This window comes from Maribellus sp. YY47 (genome assembly GCF_023111095.1).
GTDB lineage: Bacteria > Bacteroidota > Bacteroidia > Bacteroidales > Prolixibacteraceae > Draconibacterium.
On record NZ_JALGYW010000025.1, the window covers coordinates 40,067 to 65,672 of the forward strand.

Genomic DNA, 25,606 nt, shown 5'->3' on the forward strand with positions numbered 1-25,606 from the left:
TCTCTACCTTTAGCGTGTTAATTAAATAAACAAAATCGATTGCTAAACACCTAAACAGTGTTTACAATACAACTTAGGTTAAACTTCGGGCAGGTGTTCGATCCTACACAATTGAAGCCGCCGAAAAACAAGGTCGTTATGAGAACAGACATAAATGAATTCATCCAGAATTTAGAAAGAAGAACTCCCGGGGAAAAGGAATTTCACCAGGCAGTTGAAGAAGTAATCGGTTCAGTTTGGGATTTTTACGAAAAAAATCCGCGTTATCAAAAAGCAAAAATTCTTGAACGCATGTGTGAACCGGAACGTGTAATTATGTTTCGCGTTCCCTGGGTTGACGACAGGGGCGAAATTCAAATCAACCGCGGCTACCGTGTTGAGTTTAACTCCGCTTTGGGCCCCTACAAAGGAGGTTTGCGTTTCCATGCCAGTGTTACTTTAAGTATTCTGAAATTTTTAGGTTTCGAGCAAACTTTTAAAAACAGCCTTACCACACTTCCTATGGGTGGCGGCAAAGGAGGTTCTGATTTTAGCCCTAAAGGAAAAACTGACGGCGAGATTATGCGTTTCTGCCAGTCGTTTATGACAGAGCTTTATCGTCACATCGGGCCCAATACAGATGTACCGGCTGGAGATATTGGCGTTGGAGGTCGTGAAATCGGCTATCTGTTTGGGCAGTACAAAAGATTGAAAAACGAATTTACAGGCGTACTTACCGGCAAAGGACTTTCCTGGGGAGGAAGTTTAATTCGCCCGGAGGCCACCGGATTTGGTGCCGTTTACTTTGCACAGCACATGTTGCATCGTCTGGGGCAGGATATCGAAGGACAAACCGTTGCTGTATCAGGCTTTGGGAACGTTGCATGGGGCGCCATTTCAAAAATCAACCAACTGGGAGGTAAAGTCGTAACCATTTCAGGACCTGACGGTTTTATCTATGACAAAGAGGGAATCAGCGGAGATAAAGTTGATTACCTGCTTGAATTACGCGCTACCAACAACGATGTAGTTGAACCGTATGCCAGGGAATTTGGCGCTGAATTTTTCGCAGGCAAACGCCCGTGGGAAGTTCCGGTTAATATCGCCATGCCTTGTGCTACAGAGAACGAAGTCGACCTGAACGACGCCAAATCGCTGGTTAAAAACGGCTGCACTATGTTGGCTGAAGTATCCAACATGGGCACAACCGCCGAAGCCGTAGAATACCTGTCTGAGCATATTCACTATGCTCCCGGGAAAGCAGTAAATGCCGGAGGCGTTGCTGTTTCCGGATTGGAAATGTCGCAAAACAGCATGCGCATTAACTGGCCTGCTGAGGAAGTTGACCTTCGGTTAAAAGGAATCATGAAAAACATTCATGACACCTGTGTAAACTATGGTCTCAACGGTGAAAAAGTAGACTATGTAAAAGGAGCCAACGTTGGCGGTTTTGTAAAAGTTGCAGAAGCCATGCTTGCTCAAGGTGTTGTATAATATTTGTGCTACTATATTATATATGGTATCGAGAATCCGCAGCTTTCTGCGGATTCTTTTTTTTGTAACAGCCTGCCCTAAAATGTATCGATCGTTAAATTTAAATTATAGATAATATTAAATTGACCTCCGTCACAAAACACTTTTTTACATTTGTCCAAATTTCTAAGAATGCTAATTGATACACATTCACATATTTATTCGGAGGATTTCATACACGATCGTGACGAGGCACTCCAAAGAGCCTATGACAACGGGGTAAAGAAAATCATTCTTCCGAATATCGATTCGGGTTCTATTAAACACATGCTGGATCTAACGGATGCGTATCCCCATCTCTGCTATCCATTAATTGGCCTTCACCCCACTTCGGTTGACGAAGATTATAAAGAAGAACTGGAAGCCATTGAATACTGGCTGAACAAACGCAAGTTTTTCGGAATCGGTGAAATTGGAATTGATCTTTACTGGGACAAAAAATACATAAACGAGCAAAAAGACGCTTTTCGGCATCAGATTAAACTTGCCAAAAGCCACAACTTACCCATTGTTATTCATGTTCGAAATTCCTTTGACGAGACCTATCAAATCGTTAAAGAAGAACAGGATGGGAGTTTAAGAGGAGCGTTCCATTGCTTTACAGGAACAGCCGAAGAAGCTCAAAAAGTTGTGGAGCTTGGATTTTACCTGGGAATCGGAGGCGTACTGACATTCAAAAACAGTAATCTTGACGAAGTCATCAGTTCAGTAAATATCGATAAGCTGGTATTGGAAACCGATGCCCCCTATCTTTCTCCTGAGCCCAAACGAGGAAAACGAAACGAAAGTTCCTATCTTGTTTATGTCGCACAAAAATTAGCCGAAATTTACAACATCTCTGTTACCCGTGTAGCCGAAATAACTACAACAAACGCTCGCGGATTGTTTGAAATTTAATAACTTGCGGACCGATTTTCAGGACTGCAATGAACAACGCTACAGACAAAAAGACATCCATTCTTATTATTTATACCGGCGGAACGATCGGGATGGTTCAACATCCTCAAAACGGAACCCTTGTACCCGTGCGTTTCGAAAAAATCCAGGAAGTAGTACCGGAACTTAAAAAATTCGATTTTATCATTAAAACGGTAACGTTTAATCCTGCACTCGATTCGTCCAATATGAATCCGATGATATGGATTAAAATTGCGAAAACCATCGAACGCTATTACAGTCAGTACGATGGATTTGTTGTACTCCACGGCACTGACACAATGGCCTACACCGCTTCGGCCTTAAGTTTCATGTTTGAAAATCTTGACAAACCGATCATCTTTACCGGATCACAGTTACCCATTGGTATGATTCGGACCGACGGCAAGGAAAACCTGATTACGGCGGTAGAAATTGCAGCGGCCAAACAAAATGGCGTTGCCATTGTACCAGAAGTGTGTATTTATTTCGACTTCAAACTATACAGAGGCAACCGAACTGTTAAACGCGACGCAGAGTTATTCAGCGCTTTCCGTTCGGTTAATTATCCCGAGCTGGCAGTTGCCGGTATCGACATAAAATACAGCAGCGAATTTATCTACCGCACAGAAAACCGCGGAATATTGAAGGTTAATACCAATTTTGACGACAATGTTGTCATCCTGAAATTCTTCCCAGGAATCAATCAAAACGTTTTAAATTCGGTTTTAAACACACCCGGTCTGAAAGGAGTGGTCATCGAAACATTTGGATCGGGAAACGTACCGACATCCAGATGGCTGATCAATTGTATCAAACGAGCCATCAAGCGCGGAGTAATTATACTGAATGTTACGCAGTGTGAAGGCGGAAAAGTTGTAATGGGCCAATACGAAACCAGCTTGGAACTGCTAAACGGCGGCGTTGTTTCGGGAAAAGATATGACAACAGAAGCAGCCATAACCAAGCTTATGTTTCTGTTGGGCCAAGACTTAAAACACGATGAAATTAAAATGTATCTCAATAAAAGCATGAGAGGGGAAATTAGTGAATAGCGAACTTTTTTTTTCACAATTTTTTATTAATTTGCAGCCCTCTTTTGGGAGGCCAGTTATCAATACTGGAGAGGTGCAGGAGTGGCTGAACTGGCACGCCTGGAAAGCGTGTGTACCGCGAAACGGTACCGGGGGTTCGAATCCCCCTCTCTCCGCTGCGGGAGAATAGTTCTTAAAATGTGTATACGATTGTAAAAAGCCGGGGCACATTTTTTGTGGTATGGGACAGAATTATATTCAAAAGCAAATAAAAAATCAAAAGAGATTATTAATTAAAAATTCAAATCAATTATGAAAAGACTATTCGCGTTAATAGCCGTATTTGGGATGCTATTTTTCATGGCGTCAAACGTAGCGCTTGCTCAAGATGAACCAGCAGCTGCACCGGAAACTACTACCGAACAGGTAGATCAGACTGTCGATCAGGAAGAACAAGCGGCAGCTGCGGCTGAAGAAGGAAAATCATTACACAGCCAATTAAAACAAAAATTCATCGAAGGTGGTCCAACTTTCATGTCGTTCGTTTTGATCACATTGATTCTTGGTTTGGCTTTCGCAATTGAAAGAGTTCTTTATTTGAACCTGGCTACCAGCAACACTAAAAAATTACTGGCTAAAGTTGAAGAAGCTTTGGAAAACGGTGGTGTTGAAGCAGCAAAAGATGTTTGCCGTAATACTCGCGGACCGGTTGCAAGTATTTTCTACCAAGGTCTTGATCGCTTCGATCACGGTATTGATGTAGTAGAAAAAACTGTAATTTCTTACGGAAGTGTTCAGGCTGGTCTTTTGGAAAAAGGTTTAAGCTGGATCGCTCTGTTCATCGCTCTTGCTCCTATGTTAGGTTTCATGGGTACAGTAATCGGTATGATTAGTGCATTCGACGCTATCGAAGTTGCCGGGGACATTTCTCCCTCATTGGTTGCTAACGGTATCAAAATCGCTTTGATCACAACTGTAACTGGTCTTGTTGTTGCTATTATCCTTCAGATTTTCTACAACTACTGTGTAGCTAAAATCGACAGCATCATCAACAATATGGAAGATGCTTCCATTTCGTTGCTTGACCTATTGGTAAAACATAACTTGAAAAAATAATAAGGAGTATTGAGAAATGGGTAAAACAGGAAAAATAGTTACGATAGTACTATGGGCTCTACTCATTGTTTCAGCAATACTTGTAGTTTCGTTGATGGTAAACATTAACGAAGAAGTTGATACTGATCCCGCAATGAATAGTTGGGTAAACTCCAACCTGGTTTGGGCTTATATACTTTTAGCTTTCGGAGCTGGCGTAGCAGTTATTTCATCTCTGCTGCACATGTTCACCGACAAAAAAGCTGCAAAAGGAGGAATAATTTCGATCGTGTTCCTTGGCGCCGTGTTTGTAATCGCTTATTTAATGGCATCTCCTGAGATTCCTCAGTTTGTAGGTGTTGATAAATTTATTACAGACGGAACATTGAACGAGAATGTATCGAAATTGGTAGATACTGGACTATATGCAACTTATATTTTAATCGGACTTGCGATTGTTTCGGTTGCATCATCTTCAGTAATGCGTTTAATTAAGTAATTAGTTTCGTGGTAAATAAAAACAGGAAAAGTTATGTCTAGAAAAATGCCGGAAATACCGTCTGCCTCCTTGGCAGATATAGCATTCATGTTGCTGATCTTTTTCCTGGTAACAACCACGATGGACGTTGACAGCGGTCTGCGTAGACAACTTCCACCATGGGCACCTGAACAGAACGATGATACTGACGTTAACGAACGTAACATCTTTGTGGTTCTGGTAAACAAAAACAACGACTTGTTGGTGGAAGGAGACTACGAACGTATTGAAAATCTTCGCGAAAGGGCAAAAGAGTTTATGGAAAATCCATACGACGAAAAAGACCTGCCCGAAAAAGAACCTAAGGAAATACCTTTCTTCGGAGAAGTTCTGGTAACCAAAGGCATAATTTCATTGCGAAATGACCTTGATACTCAATACGGAACGTATCTTGCTGTACAAAACGAGCTGGTTGCTGCCATTAATGAATTAAGAGACGAGTTAGCTAAACGAAAATGGGGAAAACCATACGAAAATCTTACGTCAGACCAACAAGACGCCGTTCGTAAAATTTATCCACAAAGGATTTCGGAAGCTGAGCCTAAAGGTAAAATCTAAAAAGAATAAGAGATGAGTAAATTTAGAAAAGATGGCGGGAAAGAACTTCCTCCAATTTCAACGGCTTCTTTGCCGGATATTGTGTTCATGCTTTTATTCTTCTTTATGGTGAGTACCACCATGCGTGAAGTAACCTTGAAAGTAAAGATGCGTCTTCCTGAAGCTACCGAATTGAGCAAACTCGAAAAGAAATCTTTGGTGAGTTACATCTACATTGGTGAACCTCAACCTCAGTATCAAAAAACATTCGGGAAAGCTTCACGTATTCAGTTAAACGATCAGTTTGCTGAAGTAGACGAAGTTCAGGATTATGTAATTGCTGAGCGTGAAGCAAGAGTGGAAGCTGAACGTAATGCTATTATTACGTCTTTAAAGATTGATGAAAATACAAAAATGGGTATTGTGAACGATGTTAAGCAGGAATTGCGTAAGTCGGCCGCACTAAACATTAACTATTCATCAAGGAAAAAACGTGAACTATAGAATAGATTGATGCTATACAAAAAAAGGGAAGCACAGCTTCCCTTTTTTTTGCTGTCATTTACCAGCTTATCTTCTTTTCTTTGTTTTACCCCGGACTTTTGTTCGTGCAAACTTATCATCAAAAGAACGTTTTGATCCTGTTCTCTTTTTCTTCTGATGAAAAGCTCCCTGAAATGTGGGATCATCAATCTTACGCTGCCGGTCAATCTCCCTCAGTTGCTGTTGGTTTTCATCAAATTCGGTTTCCGAAACTTCTACAGCATCGGGAAGTGGCAACAAGTCAATGCTTGTACGAATCAGTTGCTGTATTTTAGCCCAGTGCCATTCGTCAGAGGGATCGATCAGGGTAATGGCATCGCCCGTATTACCTGCTCTTGCAGTACGTCCGATCCGGTGAATGTAATCGTCGTAATCGTTGGGCAAATCAAAATTAATGACATGACTCACCTGACTCACATCCATTCCCCGGGCAGAAACATCGGTTGTAATCAATATTCTTATTTCACCGTTTTTAAAAGCCTGGATAGCATTTATCCTTGAATTTTGAGCTTTGTTCGAGTGAAGAATTCGCTTCTCCCCTTCAGCTTTTCGCTCAACAACCTTAAAAACGCCTTCAGCATGTTCCTTTGTTTTCACAAAAATGACAACACGTGTGAATTTCTCTTCGTCTTCCAACAAATATTTAATCAGGTTTAACTTCGTCCGGTAATTCGGAACCATGTAAGCGGTTTGTGTCACCTGTTTTACCGGCGTTGCTGACGGCGCGATCTCCAGTTTTTCGTAATGATCCAAAAACTCTTCCGAGAGTTTCTCAATTTCTTCTGAAAAAGTAGCAGAAAAAAGAAGGTTCTGTCTCTTTACCGGAATAATTTCCTGCAATTGCCGTAATTGCGGCATAAATCCCATATCGAGCATCCGGTCGGCTTCGTCGATCACCAGGTATTTTACCTTTTTCAGTGTTAATGCTCCGGACCTGTACAAATCCATTAACCTTCCTGGCGTGGCCACCAGAACATCAACCCCTTGCTCCAGCAGAGCTGCGTGCTTCGTCCAGCCAATACCGCCAAACACTGAAGCATGCCTCAATTCTGAATACGAAGTTAATTCAGCGATATCTTCCCCCACCTGAATCGATAATTCCCGCGTAGGCACCAGAATCAAAACCCTCGGATCTGTTCCTTCCGGCTTTTTTAAACGGGTTAAAAGTGGAAGCAGATAAGCAGCAGTTTTCCCGGTACCGGTTTGTGCGACACCCACAATATTCACTCCCGAATTAATTTTAGGAATCGCATGTTCCTGAATCGGAGTTGGTGATACAAAACCTATGTCGTCCAACGACTTTAGTATCGACTTTGCTATTTTTAATTCTTCAAATGTTTTCTTCATCTCAATTCAATTGTCACCCATTAATGGTATTCGATGTAACCCGCAAACAACAACATTCTTTTGAAAAAATCAAAATGCGAGTTCGTTTAACGTCGCAAAAATAGAAAACTTAAATGAGAATGAATGATTTAACGAAAAATCACCTTAAACGATACATTTTTCCAGGCAAGGCCTGAACTACATTTTTGAACTCAAGATTCAGCAGCATCGAGGAGATACGACTTACCGGAAGCTGAACTTCAGCAGAAATCTGATCAATAAAAAGTTCTTTTTCCTGTTGAAGCAAATCCACAACTCTCTGCTCATCAGCATTTAATTCTACAAACAGGCTGGATTGAACAGCTTTGTTCTTTGCAGTTGTTTCCCAACCCATAAAATATTCCAGATCTTCAATTCCTTCGATTAAAGTAGCGCCGTTGTTCCGGATCAATTGATTGCATCCTTTTGAATAGACGTCACCGGCGCGGCCCGGAAAGGCAAAAACATCGCGATTATAAGATGAAGCAATATCAGCGGTAACCAACGCTCCTCCTTTGACGGCCGACTCAACAACAATGGTAGCATCGGCCAAACCGGCAATAATACGGTTACGTTTTAGAAAATTCTGCGGATCAATCTTTGTTCCGCTCGGAAAATCAGTTAACAACCCACCATTTTCGAGCATATGAATGGCGGTTTCGCGGTGCAACGACGGATAGAGTCTTTCCAGTCCGTGTGCTAGTACCCCAACTGTTGGAACATTATTTTTCAAAGCCGCACGGTGTGCATGAATATCAATCCCGTAGGCCAGGCCACTAACAATCAACACTTCATACTGTCTTTCGGCAAAAGCGCTTACCAGATCATCGATCATGCGTTTCCCGTATTCGGTTGCATTGCGTGTTCCAACGATACTGATCACACGTGGTTCATCAAAATTAAAATGGCCTTTATAATAGATCAGTATCGGAGAATCAATGCAATTTTTAAGACGTCGCGGATAATCTGTATCCGTATAAAAAGCTGTTCTTATTTCGTGTTTCCGGATGTACTCCAGTTCTTTTTCGGCTTTCTCCAGAACGTTGGCTGCACGAATTCGTTTGGCATTCAGCTCCCCGATTCCGGGGATTTTCATCAGGGCCTTTTGCGACGATGTGAAAATCTCCTCCACGCTCCCCACATAGGCAAGCAGGTTTCTCGCCAGAATACCGCCAATCCCGGGCAACATCGAAAGTGCTATTTTATATTTGAGGTTGTCTTCCATGTTGAAGGCTTAACTTCGCATAATCTTAAACAGGCTTTCCTTTATCCGAAGGCGATCTTCAAAAGGCAAAGCAGATAAACTTACTGAAGGATATTCGGCAATTCCACGTTTGGTCCGGACTAAAAAGGTAAGATCAGAAAGCTTACCAAAAAAAGAATCTTCAAAGTGTGCATTTTGCAGGATATTCTGCGGAAACTCGATAGAGTTATATTCCTTTGAACCAAAACTGATAGCTTTGTAATACCGCAAAACAATCCTTCCGTGCTCATCATTAAATTGTATATACTGATAGTCGGCTACAAGAAAAAACAAGTACCACACTGAAAATACTCCAACGCCTACTAATCCGTAAATGGTATAATCAAATAAAAACGCTGCAAGACTAATCAAGGCAATCACAATACTTACCAGGAAAAATATTCGTTTATATCTGGTCGCTCTCCTTCTGTTCGTTATCTTCATTCTTCGTTATTAAAATTCTAAGACTTGCCCGTCCTTATTCAGAAACAAATCCGAAACTTATTTTTATTGTAACTTTAACGCAATTTAGCAGCTACTTATGGGAAATTCAACAATTTATTCCAAAATATTATACACCCGCGAGTTGGAGAAGGAACTCGTTGAATACATTAAAAAATATCCGGTAGGAAAAGTATTTCTGGCCACCGAAACTACGATGGACGAAATTTGGCTTCCAAAATTCAACGCTTTTTTCGAAGAATGGGGCGTGAGGAAAGTGGTGATTCCGGCCGGAGAGCACAACAAAAAAATTGAATCTGTCGGTAAAATCTGGGGATTTCTTTCGCAAAACGGTTGCGACCGCAAGTCTCTTTTAATTAATATTGGTGGCGGCATGCTCACCGATTTGGCGGGTTTTGCAGCCACAACATTCAAACGCGGTATCGATTTCCTGAACATCCCCACTACGCTGCTTTCGCAGGTCGATGCTTCGGTGGGTGGAAAAACCGGCATTAATTTTAGTGGCTTGAAAAACGAAGTGGGAACGTTTAAAGAACCCGTTGCCGTGATTATCAATACCGATTTTCTGAAAACCATCGACCGCGAAAATATGATTTCGGGCTTTGCCGAGATGATCAAACACGGGTTAATTCATAATCCGGAACACCTGGCAGAACTCAAACCTTTCGACTTCGACAACATCGATTATGATAATCTTCAGGAGATCATCCGGCATTCGGTAAATGTAAAGGAATACTTTGTTGCCAACGACCTTACCGAGAACAATATCCGCAAGGCACTCAACTTTGGGCACACGGTCGGGCATGCATTTGAAAGCCTGGCGATGGAACAAAAACGCCCCGTTCTGCATGGATATGCGGTAGCCTATGGAATGATTGCGGAGCTGTACCTATCGGTAAAAATGTGTGGTTTCCCTGAAAATGATTTAAAAGCGCTTACTCAGTGGATGCTCAGTATCTATGGTAAATTCCAAATATCGGAAAGCGATTTTGAAAGGCTTTACCAGCTGATGACACACGATAAAAAGAATGAATCGGGGCGCATCAATTTTACGTTGCTGCCGGAGGTTGGCAAAATTGCCATTAACCAGAACTGCAGCAAAGAACTGATTTTGGAAGCGCTTGAATATTACCGAAATTTGTAAGCGGTTTTTCAATCAAATTATTACCTCACAATTTCCAGCATATGAATTACCAGATTTCAGCAGATATAAAACACTTGTCGGGAACCATACAACTTCCGGCGTCGAAAAGTATCAGTAACCGCGCGTTGATTATCCATGCCCTGAGTTACAGTCCCTACCCGATCCGCAACCTTTCGGACAGCGACGATACCAAAGTACTGCAGGCCGCGCTTAATTCGAACTCGAATAAGTTTGATATCGGGCACGCGGGAACGGCCATGCGTTTCCTGACTGCTTTTTTGGCTAAAGTGGTTGGCGAATGGGAAATCACCGGTTCGGACCGGATGAAACAACGCCCCATTAAAATTCTGGTGGATGCTTTAACCGAACTGGGAGCCCAAATTGAATACATGGAAAATGAAGGTTGTCCTCCTCTCAAAATATTTGGCAAGCACCTGACAGGAAAAACCTTGCAACTCGACGGCAGCGTCTCGAGCCAATACATTACAGCTTTGTTACTGATTGCACCCACACTCGAAAGTGGCCTGACACTGAATCTGAAAGGCGACGCTACTTCGCGCTCTTATATAAAACTGACACTGGAACTGATGGGCAAATTTGGCATTCGCTACCAGTGGCATAAAAACGAAATTATCGTTCCCGAACAGCGTTATTTCCCGATCGATTATACCTGCGAAGCCGACTGGTCGGGAGCTTCGTACTGGTACCAGATTATGGCGCTTGTTGATTCGGGCGAGATACTGATGGAAAACCTGGTACTCGACAGCCTGCAGGGCGATGCCGACATTGCCGCCTGGTTTGAGCATTTTGGTGTGGAATCCATTCAGGAGAAAAACGGTGTGCTCCTCAGCAAAACAAAAAATAACCAACCCGATCGTTTAAATCTTGACTTTATCGAAAACCCGGATGTGGCGCAAACCATGGCTTGTTTGTGTGTAGCCAAAAGTATTCCCTTCCATTTCACCGGATTGAAAACACTGAAGATCAAGGAAACCGATCGTATTGCAGCTTTGCAAAACGAATTGGCGAAGTTTGGTGCTGCGTTAACAGAACCGGAACACGGCGAACTCGCCTGGGATGGTAAACTGGATATGGAAATGAAAGACGACAATCCGGTTATAAAAACTTATCACGATCACCGGATGGCGCTGGCATTTGCTCCCATGGCGCTGGCCGGACTTCCGATGCAAATCGAAGATCCGATGGTGGTTACCAAATCTTATCCCGGCTTTTGGAATGATTTGAAAAAGATCGGGTTTGAGGTTTCTGAATAGAAAAAAAGAAACATTAGATCTGGTTAAAATTTGAGATTGCTTCTCCCGATACATCGGGATCGCAATGACAGGCGCTTCATGCATTATAATTGATAGAGGGTTTGGTTGGCGGCATTCCGCCAACCAAACCCTCCTCAAAAGACGATCAATCAATAGGTCATTGCGAACGTAGTGAAGCAATCTAATTTTGTACTGCAATTGTAATAGAACAAAGGAATACTAAAATCCTACCGTTTTTTCCGAAAGAAATCCTGCATCAACTCACGGCATTCGGTTTCGAGAATTCCACCTACAATTTCAGTTTTAGGATGAAGCGCCTGTGCTGCGTATTTTTTGAAGCCCCGTTTTTCGTCGTGCGCTCCAAAAACCACTTTGCCAATTTGTGACCAACCCAGCGCTCCGGCACACATTACACAAGGCTCCAGCGTAACATACAAAACACAATCGTTTAAATATTTTCCGCCCAGCAAATTAGCGGCTGCAGTAATCGCCTGCATTTCGGCATGAGCCGTAACATCGTTCAGCGTTTCGGTGAGATTGTGGGCACGTGCGATAATTTTCCCCTTCGAAACTACCACTGCTCCTACCGGAACTTCTCCTTTGTCGTAGGCCTGCAAAGCTTCGGCAAAAGCCTTTTTCATAAAATACTCGTCGTTAAATGGCTCAATCATGGCTGCAAATCCCCTTTAATTCTTCTTTCATTTTCTCCCTTGCTCCTGTTCTTTCTGCCAGAAGCATAATTCTTGGTTATCACACAAGTTAAGGCGACAAATGTCGGACAAAATTGCCAAAATCTTCTTATTTTCGCAACCGAATAAAAAGACAGACATCATGTACAGAACACATACCTGCGGCGAGCTACGCATCGAAAATGTAAACCAGGAAGTTACCCTTTCAGGTTGGGTGCAGCGCATCCGCGACCTGGGAGCCATGAGCTTTATCGATCTGCGCGACCGCTACGGAATTACTCAGTTGGTAGTTGACGAACAAACCGATGCTTCGGTGGCTTCCATTTTGGATGGACTGGGCCGCGAATTTGTGATTCAGGCCAAAGGAACCGTTCGCGAACGTTCGAGCAAAAACAAGAATATCCCAACCGGTGAGATCGAAATCGCACTGAGCGATATTAAAGTTTTAAGCCAATCCGATATTCCTCCGTTTACCATTCAGGACGATACCGACGGTGGCGACGAGCTGCGCATGAAATACCGTTACCTCGATTTACGCCGTGCTCCGGTGCGTGATAACCTGATTTTGCGTGCAAAAATGGCACACGCCGTCCGCAATTACCTCAACGGCAAAGATTTTATCGAAACCGAAACTCCGGTGCTGATCAAATCGACTCCCGAAGGTGCCCGCGACTTTGTAGTTCCGTCGCGTATGAATCCCGGTGAGTTTTATGCTTTGCCGCAGTCGCCGCAAACATTCAAACAACTGTTGATGGTGGCCGGTTTCGACCGCTACTACCAGATTGTAAAATGTTTCCGCGACGAAGACCTCCGTGCCGACCGTCAGCCTGAGTTTACCCAAATCGACTGCGAAATGTCGTTTGTGGAACAGAAAGACGTGCTCGAAATGTTCGAAGGCCTTACCAAGTACATGTTCAAAGAAACGCTGGGTGTTGAAGTGGAAGATTTCCCGTGGATACCTTACAGCGAAGCCATGGAAAAATACGGTTCTGACAAACCGGATACCCGTTTCGAAATGACAATTAGTGAGCTGACCGAAACTGTAAAAGGAAAAGGTTTTGGCGTATTTGATGCAGCCGAATATGTGGGAGCGATTGCTGCCAAAGGCTGTTCGGAGTACACCCGCAAACAGCTTGACGGATTGACCGAGTGGGTAAAACGTCCGCAAATTGGCGCCAAAGGTTTGGTGTATGTAAAATGCAATGCCGACGGAACCTTCAAATCATCGGTCGATAAATTTTATTCGGAAGAAGACCTGAAAACCTGGGCAGAAATTACCGGTGCTGAAGCCGGCGACCTGATCCTGGTACTTTCGGGAGACAAAAAACACATGCAGGAAGCGCTGGGCACACTGCGGCTTGAAATGGGCAACCAGCTGGGACTGCGCGATAAAAATGTTTTCAAACCTTTGTGGGTGGTCGACTTCCCGCTTTTGGAATGGGACGAAGACACCCAACGTTTTTACGCCATGCACCACCCGTTTACTTCGCCCAAGCCCGAAGATATTCCGCTGCTGGATACCGATCCGGGAAAAGTTCGTGCCAATGCCTACGACCTGGTGATTAACGGAGTTGAAATTGGCGGAGGTTCGGTGCGAATCTTCAATTCGGAGTTACAGGCAAAAATGTTTGACAAACTGGGCTTTACTCCCGAACAGGCACAGGCACAGTTTGGCTTCCTGATGAACGCCTTTAAATACGGTGCGCCGCCACATGCCGGTATCGCCTTTGGCTTCGACCGTTTGGTATCAATGTTTGCCGGGCTCGATACAATCCGCGACGTAATTGCCTTCCCGAAAAACAACGCCGGTCGCGATGTAATGATCGACTCGCCCGCACCAATTGCCAACGAACAGTTAGATGAACTGAATTTGGTGATCGATCTTAAAGAGAAAAAGTAATAGCAATCCGATAAATTTGGAAAGGCATCTCCGCGAGGGGGTGCCTTTTTTTTATGAAAGTCTATTTTTAAAAATATCCAATTCCCAATTTTGAATGTAAAATATCCAACAAAATCATGGAAATTGGATATTGGGAATTTTGCATTGGATATTCTGGATAAGAGTAAGCTTCTTAATTTTCACATCTGTTGGTGCTTCCTGTGAATCATGATTGTTTTATGGATAGAAATTCTCACAAGCAATTGAGTTACGGTTTCGCCCCTTCAGGGCTAATTTCATTGTGCATTAATACCACCGAACGGTTTTTCATGTCATTGACACGGACAAAAGCCTTACCGAATAGTTTTTCATGTCATTGACACGGTCAAAGGACTGTCGGAACAGTTTTTCATGCTATTGACACAGGCAATGACTTGTCCGAACAATTTTTCATCGTATTGACACGGTCAAAAGCCTTACCGAACAGTTTTTCATGTCATTGACACGGTCAACGGGGTGCCGGAACAATTTTTCATGCTATTGACACGGTCAATAGAGTCACCGGGCAATTTTTCAAGTCATTGACACGGTCAATAAGCTTTAAAACATAAAATCCCATGCAGGCTTCGTGCTTTACTTACAACAAAAAACCTGATCCCCTTCCCGCATCTGAAGAAAAAGTAAACTTTATCAGTTTCAGCGCCAATAAGTTCGGAGTTCGGTAAACTTTGCTAAACTTTGTACCTGTTATTTCGAAGAAACCAATAGACGAACTCAAACCCCACCACAAAAAGTAATTGACTATGATTTACATGGCAGATACGGCTGATATAGAAGCCTTGAAAAATCTATATGAATTCTTTCCGCTACAAGGAGTAACCACCAATCCAACCATCCTGAAACAGGCAGGGCAACCGCTTTCGGTAGCTATTGAACAAATCAAAGCGATTGTGGGCGACGGGATGATCCACGTTCAGGTAATGAGCGAAAATGCCGAAGACATTGTGCGCGAAGCCAAAAAGTACAAAACGTATTTTGATTTGGGCGACAACTACTACACCAAGATCCCGGTAACACCGCAGGGTTACAAGGCCATGTCGATTTTAAAAGATGCCGGAATTAATGTAACCGCCACTGCTATTTTCACCCAGCAACAGGCACTGGTAGCCGCCAAGGCAGGCGCCGATTTTGTAGCGCCGTACGTGAGCCGTTTGGACAACATTTCGTCGCACGGAATTGACGTGGTGGGCGACATTGCCAAAAACATTATCGAGTACGAACTCAACACCAAGGTACTGGCGGCGAGCTTCAAAACCGTTGACCAGATTTACCGCGTAAGCATGAAACGCGCTCACTCGGCCACCATCAGTCCGGAGTTACTCATGCAGCTGATCAAACACCCGATGACCGACATCAGTGTAAAAACCTTTTTGGAAGACGGCCAGGACCTGTACGACATCTCGTTCTAGGCGATACGCAACATAGTACTTGATAACTGTTTCCGGTTAAAACATAGTTATAGACAACAGATTGCTTCACTGCGCTCGCAATGACGGTGTTGTTAAACTGTTAAAGTCCTTGAATTGTGTGTCATTCCGATCCCTATACATCGGGAGAAGCAATCGTAAAGCTTAACCTGACACTAAAGTATTTTTTTATTCAGAGCCTCCTGCTTATCTTTCCGCTTCAAAACACGTAAAATGAAGCGGAAAGTTTATTTTTTATCCACCTGCGATACCTGCCGGCGAATTATGAAAGAAGTGGGAGTTGACGACAGTTTTGAACAACAGGACATCAAATTCTCGCCGGTAACCGAAGAACAGGTGGATCATTTCTACCAGTTTACAGGCAGTTACGAGGAACTGGTGAACAAACGGGCACGAAAGCTGAAAGAAGTGCTGGCCGAAACTCCTGTTAATAAAGACGCTGATTACAAAAAACTGCTGTTAAGTGACTACACCTTTTTGAAACGCCCTGTTTTTGAAATCGACGGCGAACTGTTTATTGGAAATGCAAAAAATACCGTGGAAGCTATAAAAGCGAAACTGAAAGCGTAAAGCAGGGCAGTTTCGTTTAGCTCTTTTCCCTTATCAACTTATTTCGGAGCCACACATACAGCACCCAAAATAAGAGCGTACCCAGCGGAAGCACAATCTTCAGCGAAAAGGGATAAGTCGCGAAATGTGCCAGAAAAACCGGGCCGTTAAGCGGTAGGAACTGCGAAATATTCCCATTGGTGACCGACAGGAAAAAAGTTGGATTCAGCAGGACTATCGCACAAATCCAAAGCGCTTTTCGTTTTATTCCTTTTTTGAAAATAACAAACAGTAGGGTGAGCACGTTGAGCAGCGAAATTACATACATATTTATATAATACATCATGGAAACCCAGCGCGGTTCGAACACTCGGTCAGACTGCGTTGTTTCCCTCCGTTCCATTTCAATCAGCATATTCTGCGGGTCTGCCTTACCGGACCGAAAGGAAATGTGCCTGCTTTTGTATCCTTCTTTCGACAGAAGCATCTCCAGGCTGCCCGTATAACCAAACAACACCTTGTGGAAGGTATAATACCCGGCCGTGTCGGTATAGACCGAATCGATATTCTTAAAATTAACTGTCACTCCGCTGAGCGGCTCGTGAGTATCCTTGTCAATTACCTTTCCTTTCGATGAAAACAGGGTATCGCACGAAGTCAGCAACAGAAGCGCTAAGACTGGAATAAAAAAGCGGTTCAGGATTTTCATGGAATTCGGTTTTTACGGTTTGATTGCTGTAGTTCAAACAGGCTTCTAAATTAACAGAAAACCAGCCACTTCACAACATCAGCAAACCTATTAGACAACATAATTTCATCCGAAGACCGGCTATTGAGTACGATCCCAATTAAATATTAGTTAAATCAAAACATCCGGTAGAACAATCCTTCTCCCCTGTCGTTTTGATAGTACGATTTCCAGAACAGAAATTCTGAACAAAATAATGCAGGCAATGACAAATAAAATAAAACGCATCCAATCGCTTGGATTTCCGTGGCCCACACTCGATCCATTTTTGTTTTGTGTTCACCATCTCGATCATTATCCAAAAGCCAACAACGAAATGGGGCCGACAGCCTCGTTACTGGGCCGTAACATTGGCAACGATTTTGTGACAAAAGATGGCTGGCGCATGTACCACGGCGATAAAGTTCCCGGATTTCCGGCCCATCCGCACCGTGGTTTCGAAACCGTAACCTTTGTTTTGCAAGGTATGGTCGATCATGCCGACTCGGCAGGCGGCGCGGGCAGATACGGCAACCGCGATGTGCAATGGATGACTGCGGGCAGCGGGTTGCAACATTCCGAGATGTTTCCTTTACTCGATCAGGAAAATGAAAACACTACGGAACTTTTCCAGATCTGGCTCAATCTTCCCGCCTCGAAAAAAATGGCTACACCAGCTTATAAAATGCTTTGGAGTGAAGATATTCCTGCCCTTGTTTTTGAAGATGTCAGCCACAGGAAAACCACCGTTGATGTGGTGGCAGGTGACATCGCCGATGTTCAGGCTCCTGAACCTACACCCGAATCGTGGGCTTCCGACCCAGACCACGAAGTCGCCATTTGGCAACTAAGCATGGAAAAGAACGCCATCTGGGAAATACCGCCTGCCAGCCCCGATGTGAACCGGATGTTGTACTTTTTTGAAGGAGAATCCATAACACTGGAAGGCAACAAAATACAACCGGGAAAAGCAATAGAACTCGATGCTTCACAAAAACTAAGCATTGAAAACGGACCGGCAGCAAGCCGGCTTCTGCTGTTGCAGGGAAAACCGATTGGCGAGCGGGTGGTTCAGTACGGTCCCTTTGTAATGAATTCGGAAGCTGAAATTCAGCAGGCCTTTAACGACTACCGAATAACCGAATACGGCGGCTGGCCGTGGCCCCGCCCCGATCAGGTTTTTGAGAGAACAAAAGGTCGTTTTGCGCACTTCTCTGACGGCACCGAAGTTGTTAAAGCCTAATGCGAACCGGTTATACTACAGAATGCTATTACTTTTTAAATAAATTCAGTCAAATCAAGATGACAGTAAAGTCTTCGGAGGAAAATAGATTTATCTTAGCAGTTGTCAATAGCCAAAACTATTGAAGCATAAAAAGACAAATACCTTTACCAACCAACAAGTTCAAAAATGAAGTTATTCCTTAATGTTCTGCTGATTGTTTTCGTTACAGGCCTGTCACTGAGCGGCACAGCACAAAGTAAAAAAGATAAAAAACAGCAAGCCAAACACCTGAGCGCCTTCGAACAGGAAACACTAACCGACGATAATTTGCCGGTATTGATGCCTTTTAACCGATGGATCGATCCGGCAGGAGAACAGCTTTATTTTGGCGATTCCAATCAGGAAAACCATGCGCTCGATTGCGCTGCATCGCCTGACGGAAAGTGGGTGGCCGTTGAAGGACGTTATTCCATCGTAATCATTTCAACCGAAAAAAACAAAATTGCCGAACGAGTAACTTTGAAAGATTTAACCGGAGAAAGTGTGATGAATACTTTTTCAGGAATCAGCTGGCTCGGCAACGAACTATACGTAAGCGCGTCGGGAAGAGGAAAATCGTATGTAATAAAAACTGTGTGGAATGGCAGGAAATTGCAGTTGGCTGAGAAATACAGTTTTGATGCCGTGGCACCTGCGTCTTCAGCCCTTCCCAACGAACTGACAGTTCAAAAAGAAAAAGGGTCAACCGTATTTTACGTGGCTTTGAACGGCAATAATCAACTGGTAAAGCAAAACGTTGAAACAGGAGCTGTTTTATGGACCGCAGCTACAGGAGTTGCACCGTATGGGGTTGTTAAAACTGCCGGTAAAATATATGTAACCAACTGGGGCGGCTCTGTTCCCGACGAAAACGACAAAAACGTGGCAGGCGTACCGTGGGGATCGGCAAAAGTGGATCCGGTAACAGGTGCTACCCGTGAAGGAACAATTTCGGTTTTCAATCCGGAAACCGGAACATTAATAAATGAAGTTAAAGTGGGTTTACATCCAAACGATATCGTCGCCAGCCCTGACGAACGTTTTCTTTACGTGGCAAACGCCAACAGCGACAATGTATCGGTCATTGATACAAAAACCGACAAGCTTGTTGAATCCATTCCGGTAAAACTGGGAGACGAAAAGAACCCTTACTTTGGTGATTCTCCTAACGGATTGGGAATCACTTCGGATGGAAAAACACTTTACGTTGCCAACGGAATGGACAATGCACTGGCGGTCATCGAACTCGGAGAAAATGCTTCATCAACATCCAAATCAACTGAAAGTAAGCTCACCGGTTTTATTCCTACCGGAGCCTACCCAGGCGGAGTTTGTATTTTGAACGACTCTCATTTGTACGTGCCCAACATTGAAGCAGAAGGTGCCCGTATTTCAAGTGTTTCGGAAGAAAGCGGGCAAAAATCGTACAATAGCCACCGGATGATGGCTTCAGTTTCGGTTATTCCGGTTCCGGATAAAGCACAACTGGCCCAATACACAAAAAAAGTAGAAACGAATAACCAATATTTTCGAATTGCACTCTCCAAAAAACTTCCAAGAAAAAATGTGGAGCCGGTGCCGGTTCCTGCCCGAATCGGAGAACCTTCGGTATTTAAACACGTGGTATACATTATCAAGGAAAACCGCACCTACGATCAGGTTTTGGGAGATATGAAAGAAGGCGACGGAGATCCTTCGCTTTGCAATTTTGGAGAAGAAGTAACACCGAACATTCATAAACTATGTCGTGATTTCTTACTGCTTGACAATTTCTACGCATCGGGTAAATGTTCGGCAGAGGGCCATCAGTGGACCGACATGGCCATGGTTACAGACTATGTGGAAAAGAATGTACGGGCCTGGTTCCGGAGTTACCCGCATGTACAAACAGATGCCCTGGTATATGCCCCCACCGGATTTATCTGGAACAATGCACTTAACCACGGAAAAAGCGTCCGAATTTACGGTGAAGCCTGTGTTCCCAAATTTGACAAAGATGCCACCTGGACATCAATTTACAATGGTTTTAAAAACGGGGAGAAGTTTGAATTCACCAACCACACCACGATTGCTCCGGCAGAGGGAATTTTAAGCAAAAACTACCCGGGATACGACAGCCACAAGATTCCGGACGTTCTGCGTGCCCAATCGTTTATCGACGAATTAAACGAATATGAAAAAATGGACGGAGACCAGTGGCCGGAACTGTTGGTGGTGGCACTACCCAACGATCATACCGGAGGCACACGTCCGGGTTTACCCACTCCACGCGCCATGGTAGCCGACAATGACGTGGCATTGGGTCAAATTATCGAAGCCATCTCGAAAAGCCGTTTCTGGGAGAACACTGTCATTTTTGTAACTGAAGACGATTCTCAGGCAGGATGGGACCATGTTTCGGCTTACCGCACCGTTGGATTGGTTGTTAGTCCGTACACTCGTTTAGGCGCAACCAACCATACCAACTACAACCAGGTTTCGATGGTACGGACCATTGAACAGATTTTGGGAATTCCGCCCATGAACATTCAGGATGCAACAGCTATGCCCATGTTTGATTGTTTTGGCGCTACACCCAACAACAGCTCGTTTGTTTCCTTGCCCAATAATATTGCTTTAGATGAAATGAATCCTGATCTGTCCAAACTTAACGGATCGGCATTGCATTATGCCAAGAAAAGCATGCATCCGCAGTTTGACCGGGTTGATGCAGGTAATGATGCTCTTTTTAACCGCATCATTTGGGCAGCCACCATGGGAGATAAATCGTACCCGGCAAAATACGCCGGAAAAGACGACGACGATGACGACGATTAAATAGTTAGTCAGTGTAATCGACCTAAAAGAAAGTACAATAAGACTGCATACTTTTAACCCACATCCAGTTTATCGATCTCGAACTTGCGCATGTTTTTGAATGACTCGAAAACCCGTGCTGCTTTTTCCGGATCACTCATCAGTTGATTGAGAATTTTCGGAAATACCTGCCACGAAACGCCGAATTTATCTTTTAACCAACCACACATACTTTCTTGCCCTCCGGCAGTCAGCTTCTCCCAGTAATGGTCAATTTCCTGTTGATCCTCGCACTCAATCACCAACGACACACCCTCCGAAAAATCAAAATGGTGTTCGCCGGGACCGTCCATCGCAATAAATTCAGCGGTATTCAAACTAAACTCAGAATAAAGAGTCTTACCGGCATTTGCATCTCCTTCCGGATATTTCTGCATTTCATTCAACGATGTATTTTCAAAAATTCCCAAGTAAAAACTGACGGCTTCAGCCGCTTTCCCAAATTTTTCATCAGTAAAAAGTAATGACGGAATAATCCGGAGATTTCCGTCCTTCGCTCCCGAAGATGAAATTTGCCAGGTCATTCCAAAACGATCCTTTAACCAACCATACCTTTCACTCCACGGATAAGTACCGATGGGAATAAGAACACTCCCGTCTTTTGCCAGCTCGTCCCAAATTCTGTTTGTTTCTTCTTCCGAATCGCAGGTAGCAAAAAGAGAGATCGAAGGAGTAATTGAAAACATTGGCCCGCCGTTGAGAGCCATATGTTTTTTCCCGTTTAATTCGAATGAGACAACAATCGGAGACTCGGAAATAATACGGGAATTTTTAAATACTGAACAATATAAAGAAGCTGCTTCTTTTGCCTGGTTATCAAACCAGATACAAGGATAAACGGGCATTGCCATAATTTTAGCTTTTGTGCATCCGTTACAACAAATATCGGTATGCATATTATTTATACAATATATGGAAAAACACCAAAGCAGAAAAGAGACCCAATAACTGAAGAACATTCGCCGATTAACAAAATGTTTTTCCGAAATATAGAAACCTATTCACGGGAATGAAGTATATTGAATAAAAACATATCCTACAAATTCAAAAAAACTTACAAGATGAACGACAGAAGAACCTTCCTGAAATCGCTGGCGGGACTCACAGCCGGACTGAGTCTTGCGCCATCAACAGCACTTGCAAAAGATTACAGTTCAGATCGTTTGGGCGAAGTACTCCCCAAACGCAAACTGGGCAGAACAGACGAGTTTGTAACCATGCTCGGAACAGGTGGCTATCATATTGGATGGACAACCGAACGAGACGCACAAGAAGTAATTGAGGCGGCACTGGAAGGAGGCGTTCGTTTTTTCGATACCGCTGAAAGTTACTCGGCAGGAAGAAGTGAGGAACGTTACGGCAAATACCTCACCCCAAAATACCGCGATCTGATTTTTCTGATGACCAAGTCGACCGGGCGGGATGCCAAAACCGTGAGAGAACACCTCGAAGGTTCATTGCGCAGGCTAAAAGTAGATCAGCTTGATCTTTTCCAGGTGCATGCCATATCCACTCCGCAAGATGTAGACGACAGAATTTCGAATGGCGTTTTAGAAGTTTTGTTAAAAGCCAAACAGGAAGGGAAAGTGAAATACCTGGGATTTACCGGGCATCAGAATCCGTTCGCGCACAAACACATGCTCGAACGAACAGCAGAAAACAATATGTTCGATACCGTACTTATGCCGGTGAATGTGCTTGATCAGACTTATTTCAGTTTTACACAAAATGTGCTTCCTGAAGCCATGGAACGAAATATGGGAGTCCTGGCGATAAAATCACTGGCCGACGGACGATTCTTCGCCAATAAGAAAGAAGCGGGTTGGACTACGGAAGACCCTCTGATTCCGAATTATCTAAGTATTAAAGAGGCCATGCATTTTGTCTGGTCACTACCGGTAAGCGTGCTCATTTCCGGAAATGAAAACGCGACTTACATGCGTGAGAAAATTGCACTGGCACGCTCGTTCTCTCAACTTCACGAAGACGAAAGATTAGCGTTAATTGAAAAAGTAAAAGAGATTGCTTTAAGCGGAAAAATTGAATACTTCAAACAAAAAGATTTATAAAAGAAAATCCCGGGGTCAACACCCCGGGATCAAAACTAAACCTAACTAAACCAAACTTATGAAAAAACAGCAAATTGCTGTGAAGTATCTTTATTGTTTCTAAAAAAACTGTTTTCTGTTTTCCAGTTTAATTGTTTTCATGCTACAAAACATTCCACAATTACCGTGCCAAAAATTCACATCCGCTTTTTTTCATTGAAACACGAACCTTTTTTAACAACTTTTTACATTTTCGTAGTTTCCAACCATTTCTTTAGAGAACCTAAAGTAAGCATTACAAAAGTCGGGCCTAAACCAAGACTGAATTCTTAATAAATCCTAATAATGAAAGCTCAACAGATGAACTTTCATACTACATCAACGTATCGCATTATTACAAAACCGTTTAGCAGCCAGATAAATTAGCGTGACAGTCTATTTATACACATGGGAATTTGAAAAATTAAATATCTTTGCGGCAAATTGAGAAAGCCTGCTTTCAAAAAGTTTATAATGGTTTAGTAAATGGAAAACATACGAAATTTTTGCATCATCGCACATATTGATCATGGGAAGAGCACCCTTGCTGATCGTCTTTTAGAATTCACCAAAACGGTTGGCGAACGTGAAATGCATGCCCAGGTCCTTGACAGTATGGAGCTTGAACAGGAAAGGGGCATAACGATTAAAAGTCATGCCATCCAAATGGATTACCAGTATGAAAGCAAAGATTTCAAACTGAACCTGATCGACACTCCCGGACACGTGGATTTTTCTTACGAAGTTTCAAGATCGATTGCTGCCTGTGAAGGCGCTTTGCTGATTATTGATGCCACACAGGGAATTCAGGCACAAACCATCTCAAACCTCTATTTGGCAATTGAACACGACCTGGAAATTATTCCGGTGTTAAATAAAATGGACCTACCCAATGCCATGCCGGAGGTAGTGGAAGAACAAATTATCGACCTGATTGGCTGCGACCATGAAGATATTATCCGTGCCAGTGGAAAGACAGGTGAAGGTGTTGAAGAGATTCTGAGTGCAATTATTCATAAAATACCGCAACCCAAAGGAGATCCCGATGCTCCGCTGCAGGCTTTGATATTCGACTCAGTTTTCAATTCATTCAGAGGAATCATCGCATACTTCAAAATCATAAATGGCCAGATCCGGAAAAAAGACCTGGTTAAGTTTGTGGCCACCGGCAAACAGTATGATGCCGACGAAGTGGGAGTACTAAAACTTGGACTTCACCCCCGGGACGTTTTAGGCCCCGGAGATGTGGGCTATATTATTTCCGGCATAAAAACCGCCAAAGAAGTTAAAGTTGGAGATACCATTACTCATGTTAACAAACCATGCGACAAAGCTATCGAAGGCTTTGAAGAGGTAAAACCGATGGTATTTGCAGGAGTTTACCCGATTGACGCGGAAGACTACGAAGACCTGCGGGCCGCAATGGATAAACTTCAGCTAAACGATGCATCACTGACATTCGAACCGGAATCGTCAGCAGCTCTTGGTTTTGGATTCCGCTGTGGATTCCTGGGATTGTTACACATGGAAATTATCCAGGAACGTCTGGAGCGCGAATTTGACATGTCTGTTATAACTACAGTCCCCAACGTTTCGTACCAGGTTCATTTAACTGACGGGACCACACAAACGGTTTACAATCCGTCCGGAATGCCTTCTTCAAGTACGATTGACGAAATTGACGAACCATTCATCCGGGCCAACATTATCACCGCCTCCGATTACATCGGTTCGGTTATGACACTTTGTTTGGACAAACGAGGTGAACTGGTTAGCCAGAATTACCTGACCGCCGAACGTGCTGAATTAATTTTCAATATGCCCTTGGGCGAAATTGTTTTCGACTTCTACGATAAATTAAAAAGTATATCAAAAGGATACGCATCGTTCGACTACCACATGAATGGATACAAACCCGCCAAACTGGTGCGTCTCGACATTCTGTTGAACGGAGAAATGGTGGATGCGCTTTCCACATTGATCCACTTTGACAATGCTTACAATTTCGGACGTCGCATGTGCGAAAAACTGAAAGAGTTAATTCCAAGACAACAGTTCGACATTGCAATTCAGGCTGCAATCGGTGCAAAAATCATTGCCCGTGAAACCATAAAAGCAGTTCGAAAAGACGTAACCGCTAAATGTTACGGAGGAGATATTACCCGTAAACGAAAACTGTTGGAAAAGCAGAAAAAAGGTAAAAAAAGAATGAAGCAGATTGGAAACGTGGAAGTCCCGCAGAAAGCATTCCTTGCTGTACTCAAATTAGATTAAAACAAACTATGACTAGTCCTAAATAAGCGTTACAGATTATTGGACTAAGTTAATAGATTCACAGACCGTTTCAAAGCTAGCTTTGAAACGGTCTGTTCTTTTATAGCTTTTAATTTTAATGGTATCTTGTTT

22 protein-coding genes and 1 tRNA gene are annotated in these 25,606 nt (G+C 43.4%); 17 read left to right on the plus strand and 6 right to left on the minus strand.

The features are described from left to right. The first annotated feature begins 138 nt into the window (after positions 1-138). From gdhA to MR764_RS17490, 8 genes are all read left to right on the plus strand, one after another. Positions 139-1,473 carry an NADP-specific glutamate dehydrogenase gene (gene gdhA / locus MR764_RS17455; RefSeq protein WP_247980738.1) on the plus strand — a complete coding sequence of 445 codons (1,335 nt, stop codon included), beginning with the start codon at positions 139-141 and terminating at the stop codon, positions 1,471-1,473. A gap of 171 nt (positions 1,474-1,644) precedes the next feature. Beyond that, positions 1,645-2,409: a TatD family hydrolase gene (locus MR764_RS17460; RefSeq protein WP_247980739.1), complete on the plus strand. Its 765-nt coding sequence runs from the start codon at positions 1,645-1,647 to the stop codon at positions 2,407-2,409. A gap of 29 nt (positions 2,410-2,438) precedes the next feature. After that, positions 2,439-3,482, plus strand: a complete 1,044-nt coding sequence (locus tag MR764_RS17465) for an asparaginase (protein WP_247980740.1) — start codon at positions 2,439-2,441, stop codon at positions 3,480-3,482. Positions 3,483-3,549: 67 nt separating this feature from the next. Next, positions 3,550-3,637, plus strand: a tRNA-Ser gene (locus MR764_RS17470). 136 nt (positions 3,638-3,773) lie between these two features. Continuing rightward, positions 3,774-4,577 (plus strand): MotA/TolQ/ExbB proton channel family protein, encoded by an 804-nt coding sequence (locus MR764_RS17475; protein ID WP_247980741.1) that lies wholly within the window; start codon positions 3,774-3,776, stop codon positions 4,575-4,577. 16 nt (positions 4,578-4,593) lie between these two features. Further along, positions 4,594-5,055 (plus strand): hypothetical protein, encoded by a 462-nt coding sequence (locus MR764_RS17480; RefSeq protein WP_247980742.1) that lies wholly within the window; start codon positions 4,594-4,596, stop codon positions 5,053-5,055. 33 nt (positions 5,056-5,088) lie between these two features. Beyond that, the gene (locus MR764_RS17485; RefSeq protein WP_247980743.1) at positions 5,089-5,652 is read left to right on the plus strand and encodes a biopolymer transporter ExbD; all 564 of its coding nucleotides are present in this window, start codon (positions 5,089-5,091) and stop codon (positions 5,650-5,652) included. A 12-nt stretch (positions 5,653-5,664) separates the two neighbouring features. Continuing rightward, positions 5,665-6,135 (plus strand): biopolymer transporter ExbD, encoded by a 471-nt coding sequence (locus MR764_RS17490; RefSeq protein ID WP_247980744.1) that lies wholly within the window; start codon positions 5,665-5,667, stop codon positions 6,133-6,135. Positions 6,136-6,201: 66 nt separating this feature from the next. Here the strand turns inward: MR764_RS17490 and MR764_RS17495 are convergent, their stop codons facing one another. From MR764_RS17495 to MR764_RS17505, 3 genes are all read right to left on the minus strand, one after another. Beyond that, positions 6,202-7,521 carry a DEAD/DEAH box helicase gene (locus tag MR764_RS17495; RefSeq protein ID WP_247980745.1) on the minus strand — a complete coding sequence of 440 codons (1,320 nt, stop codon included), beginning with the start codon at positions 7,519-7,521 and terminating at the stop codon, positions 6,202-6,204. Positions 7,522-7,660: 139 nt separating this feature from the next. Then, on the minus strand, positions 7,661-8,764 hold the full coding sequence (dprA, locus tag MR764_RS17500) for a DNA-processing protein DprA (RefSeq protein ID WP_247980746.1): 1,104 nt from the start codon (positions 8,762-8,764) through the stop codon (positions 7,661-7,663). 9 nt (positions 8,765-8,773) lie between these two features. Next, a complete protein-coding gene (locus MR764_RS17505) occupies positions 8,774-9,226 on the minus strand; it encodes a hypothetical protein (protein ID WP_247980747.1) in 453 nt (150 codons plus the stop codon). A gap of 97 nt (positions 9,227-9,323) precedes the next feature. On the opposite strand from MR764_RS17505, the gene aroB reads away from it, so the two are divergent. Both aroB and MR764_RS17515 read left to right on the plus strand, forming a co-directional pair. Beyond that, entirely contained in the window at positions 9,324-10,388 is a 1,065-nt protein-coding gene (aroB, locus tag MR764_RS17510) for a 3-dehydroquinate synthase (protein ID WP_247980748.1), read from the plus strand. Positions 10,389-10,429: 41 nt separating this feature from the next. Next, positions 10,430-11,662 (plus strand): 3-phosphoshikimate 1-carboxyvinyltransferase, encoded by a 1,233-nt coding sequence (locus MR764_RS17515; RefSeq protein WP_247980749.1) that lies wholly within the window; start codon positions 10,430-10,432, stop codon positions 11,660-11,662. Positions 11,663-11,889: 227 nt separating this feature from the next. On the opposite strand, the gene MR764_RS17520 is transcribed toward MR764_RS17515, so the two are convergent. Further along, entirely contained in the window at positions 11,890-12,333 is a 444-nt protein-coding gene (locus tag MR764_RS17520; RefSeq protein ID WP_247980750.1) for a nucleoside deaminase, read from the minus strand. A 160-nt stretch (positions 12,334-12,493) separates the two neighbouring features. Between MR764_RS17520 and aspS the strand changes: the two genes are divergently transcribed. From aspS to MR764_RS17535, 3 genes are all read left to right on the plus strand, one after another. After that, the gene (gene aspS / locus MR764_RS17525; protein WP_247980751.1) at positions 12,494-14,251 is read left to right on the plus strand and encodes an aspartate--tRNA ligase; all 1,758 of its coding nucleotides are present in this window, start codon (positions 12,494-12,496) and stop codon (positions 14,249-14,251) included. A 782-nt stretch (positions 14,252-15,033) separates the two neighbouring features. Beyond that, on the plus strand, positions 15,034-15,699 hold the full coding sequence (locus tag MR764_RS17530) for a transaldolase family protein (RefSeq protein WP_247980752.1): 666 nt from the start codon (positions 15,034-15,036) through the stop codon (positions 15,697-15,699). Positions 15,700-15,930: 231 nt separating this feature from the next. After that, on the plus strand, positions 15,931-16,287 hold the full coding sequence (locus MR764_RS17535) for an ArsC/Spx/MgsR family protein (protein WP_247980753.1): 357 nt from the start codon (positions 15,931-15,933) through the stop codon (positions 16,285-16,287). Positions 16,288-16,303: 16 nt separating this feature from the next. Here the strand turns inward: MR764_RS17535 and MR764_RS17540 are convergent, their stop codons facing one another. Continuing rightward, positions 16,304-16,975, minus strand: coding sequence for a carboxypeptidase-like regulatory domain-containing protein (locus tag MR764_RS17540; protein WP_247980754.1), 672 nt, complete (start codon positions 16,973-16,975; stop codon positions 16,304-16,306). Between the two features lie 244 nt (positions 16,976-17,219). Here MR764_RS17540 and MR764_RS17545 point away from each other — a divergent pair, with 244 nt between their 5' ends. Both MR764_RS17545 and MR764_RS17550 read left to right on the plus strand, forming a co-directional pair. Next, entirely contained in the window at positions 17,220-18,236 is a 1,017-nt protein-coding gene (locus MR764_RS17545; protein ID WP_247980755.1) for a pirin family protein, read from the plus strand. A 168-nt stretch (positions 18,237-18,404) separates the two neighbouring features. Next, on the plus strand, positions 18,405-21,074 hold the full coding sequence (locus tag MR764_RS17550) for a YncE family protein (RefSeq protein ID WP_247980756.1): 2,670 nt from the start codon (positions 18,405-18,407) through the stop codon (positions 21,072-21,074). A 53-nt stretch (positions 21,075-21,127) separates the two neighbouring features. On the opposite strand, the gene MR764_RS17555 is transcribed toward MR764_RS17550, so the two are convergent. Then, entirely contained in the window at positions 21,128-22,072 is a 945-nt protein-coding gene (locus tag MR764_RS17555; RefSeq protein WP_348773090.1) for a VOC family protein, read from the minus strand. A 102-nt stretch (positions 22,073-22,174) separates the two neighbouring features. Here MR764_RS17555 and MR764_RS17560 point away from each other — a divergent pair, with 102 nt between their 5' ends. Both MR764_RS17560 and lepA read left to right on the plus strand, forming a co-directional pair. Then, on the plus strand, positions 22,175-23,182 hold the full coding sequence (locus MR764_RS17560) for an aldo/keto reductase (protein WP_247980757.1): 1,008 nt from the start codon (positions 22,175-22,177) through the stop codon (positions 23,180-23,182). Positions 23,183-23,686: 504 nt separating this feature from the next. Then, a complete protein-coding gene (gene lepA / locus MR764_RS17565; RefSeq protein WP_247980758.1) occupies positions 23,687-25,474 on the plus strand; it encodes a translation elongation factor 4 in 1,788 nt (595 codons plus the stop codon). Positions 25,475-25,606 lie beyond the last annotated feature (132 nt).

Coding starts and splice junctions, on each gene's coding strand:
- MR764_RS17480 (WP_247980742.1), top strand. CDS start 4,594: ATGGGTAAAACAGGAAAAATAGTTACGATAGTACTATGGGCTCTACTC.
- MR764_RS17460 (WP_247980739.1), top strand. CDS start 1,645: ATGCTAATTGATACACATTCACATATTTATTCGGAGGATTTCATACAC.
- MR764_RS17520 (WP_247980750.1), bottom strand. CDS start 12,333: ATGATTGAGCCATTTAACGACGAGTATTTTATGAAAAAGGCTTTTGCC.
- MR764_RS17485 (WP_247980743.1), top strand. CDS start 5,089: ATGTCTAGAAAAATGCCGGAAATACCGTCTGCCTCCTTGGCAGATATA.
- lepA (WP_247980758.1), top strand. CDS start 23,687: ATGGAAAACATACGAAATTTTTGCATCATCGCACATATTGATCATGGG.
- MR764_RS17475 (WP_247980741.1), top strand. CDS start 3,774: ATGAAAAGACTATTCGCGTTAATAGCCGTATTTGGGATGCTATTTTTC.
- aroB (WP_247980748.1), top strand. CDS start 9,324: ATGGGAAATTCAACAATTTATTCCAAAATATTATACACCCGCGAGTTG.
- aspS (WP_247980751.1), top strand. CDS start 12,494: ATGTACAGAACACATACCTGCGGCGAGCTACGCATCGAAAATGTAAAC.
- MR764_RS17465 (WP_247980740.1), top strand. CDS start 2,439: ATGAACAACGCTACAGACAAAAAGACATCCATTCTTATTATTTATACC.
- dprA (WP_247980746.1), bottom strand. CDS start 8,764: ATGGAAGACAACCTCAAATATAAAATAGCACTTTCGATGTTGCCCGGG.
- MR764_RS17560 (WP_247980757.1), top strand. CDS start 22,175: ATGAACGACAGAAGAACCTTCCTGAAATCGCTGGCGGGACTCACAGCC.
- MR764_RS17490 (WP_247980744.1), top strand. CDS start 5,665: ATGAGTAAATTTAGAAAAGATGGCGGGAAAGAACTTCCTCCAATTTCA.
- MR764_RS17555 (WP_348773090.1), bottom strand. CDS start 22,072: ATGTTCTTCAGTTATTGGGTCTCTTTTCTGCTTTGGTGTTTTTCCATA.
- MR764_RS17515 (WP_247980749.1), top strand. CDS start 10,430: ATGAATTACCAGATTTCAGCAGATATAAAACACTTGTCGGGAACCATA.
- MR764_RS17505 (WP_247980747.1), bottom strand. CDS start 9,226: ATGAAGATAACGAACAGAAGGAGAGCGACCAGATATAAACGAATATTT.
- MR764_RS17530 (WP_247980752.1), top strand. CDS start 15,034: ATGATTTACATGGCAGATACGGCTGATATAGAAGCCTTGAAAAATCTA.
- MR764_RS17540 (WP_247980754.1), bottom strand. CDS start 16,975: ATGAAAATCCTGAACCGCTTTTTTATTCCAGTCTTAGCGCTTCTGTTG.
- MR764_RS17495 (WP_247980745.1), bottom strand. CDS start 7,521: ATGAAGAAAACATTTGAAGAATTAAAAATAGCAAAGTCGATACTAAAG.
- MR764_RS17535 (WP_247980753.1), top strand. CDS start 15,931: ATGAAGCGGAAAGTTTATTTTTTATCCACCTGCGATACCTGCCGGCGA.
- MR764_RS17545 (WP_247980755.1), top strand. CDS start 17,220: ATGACAAATAAAATAAAACGCATCCAATCGCTTGGATTTCCGTGGCCC.
- MR764_RS17550 (WP_247980756.1), top strand. CDS start 18,405: ATGAAGTTATTCCTTAATGTTCTGCTGATTGTTTTCGTTACAGGCCTG.
- gdhA (WP_247980738.1), top strand. CDS start 139: ATGAGAACAGACATAAATGAATTCATCCAGAATTTAGAAAGAAGAACT.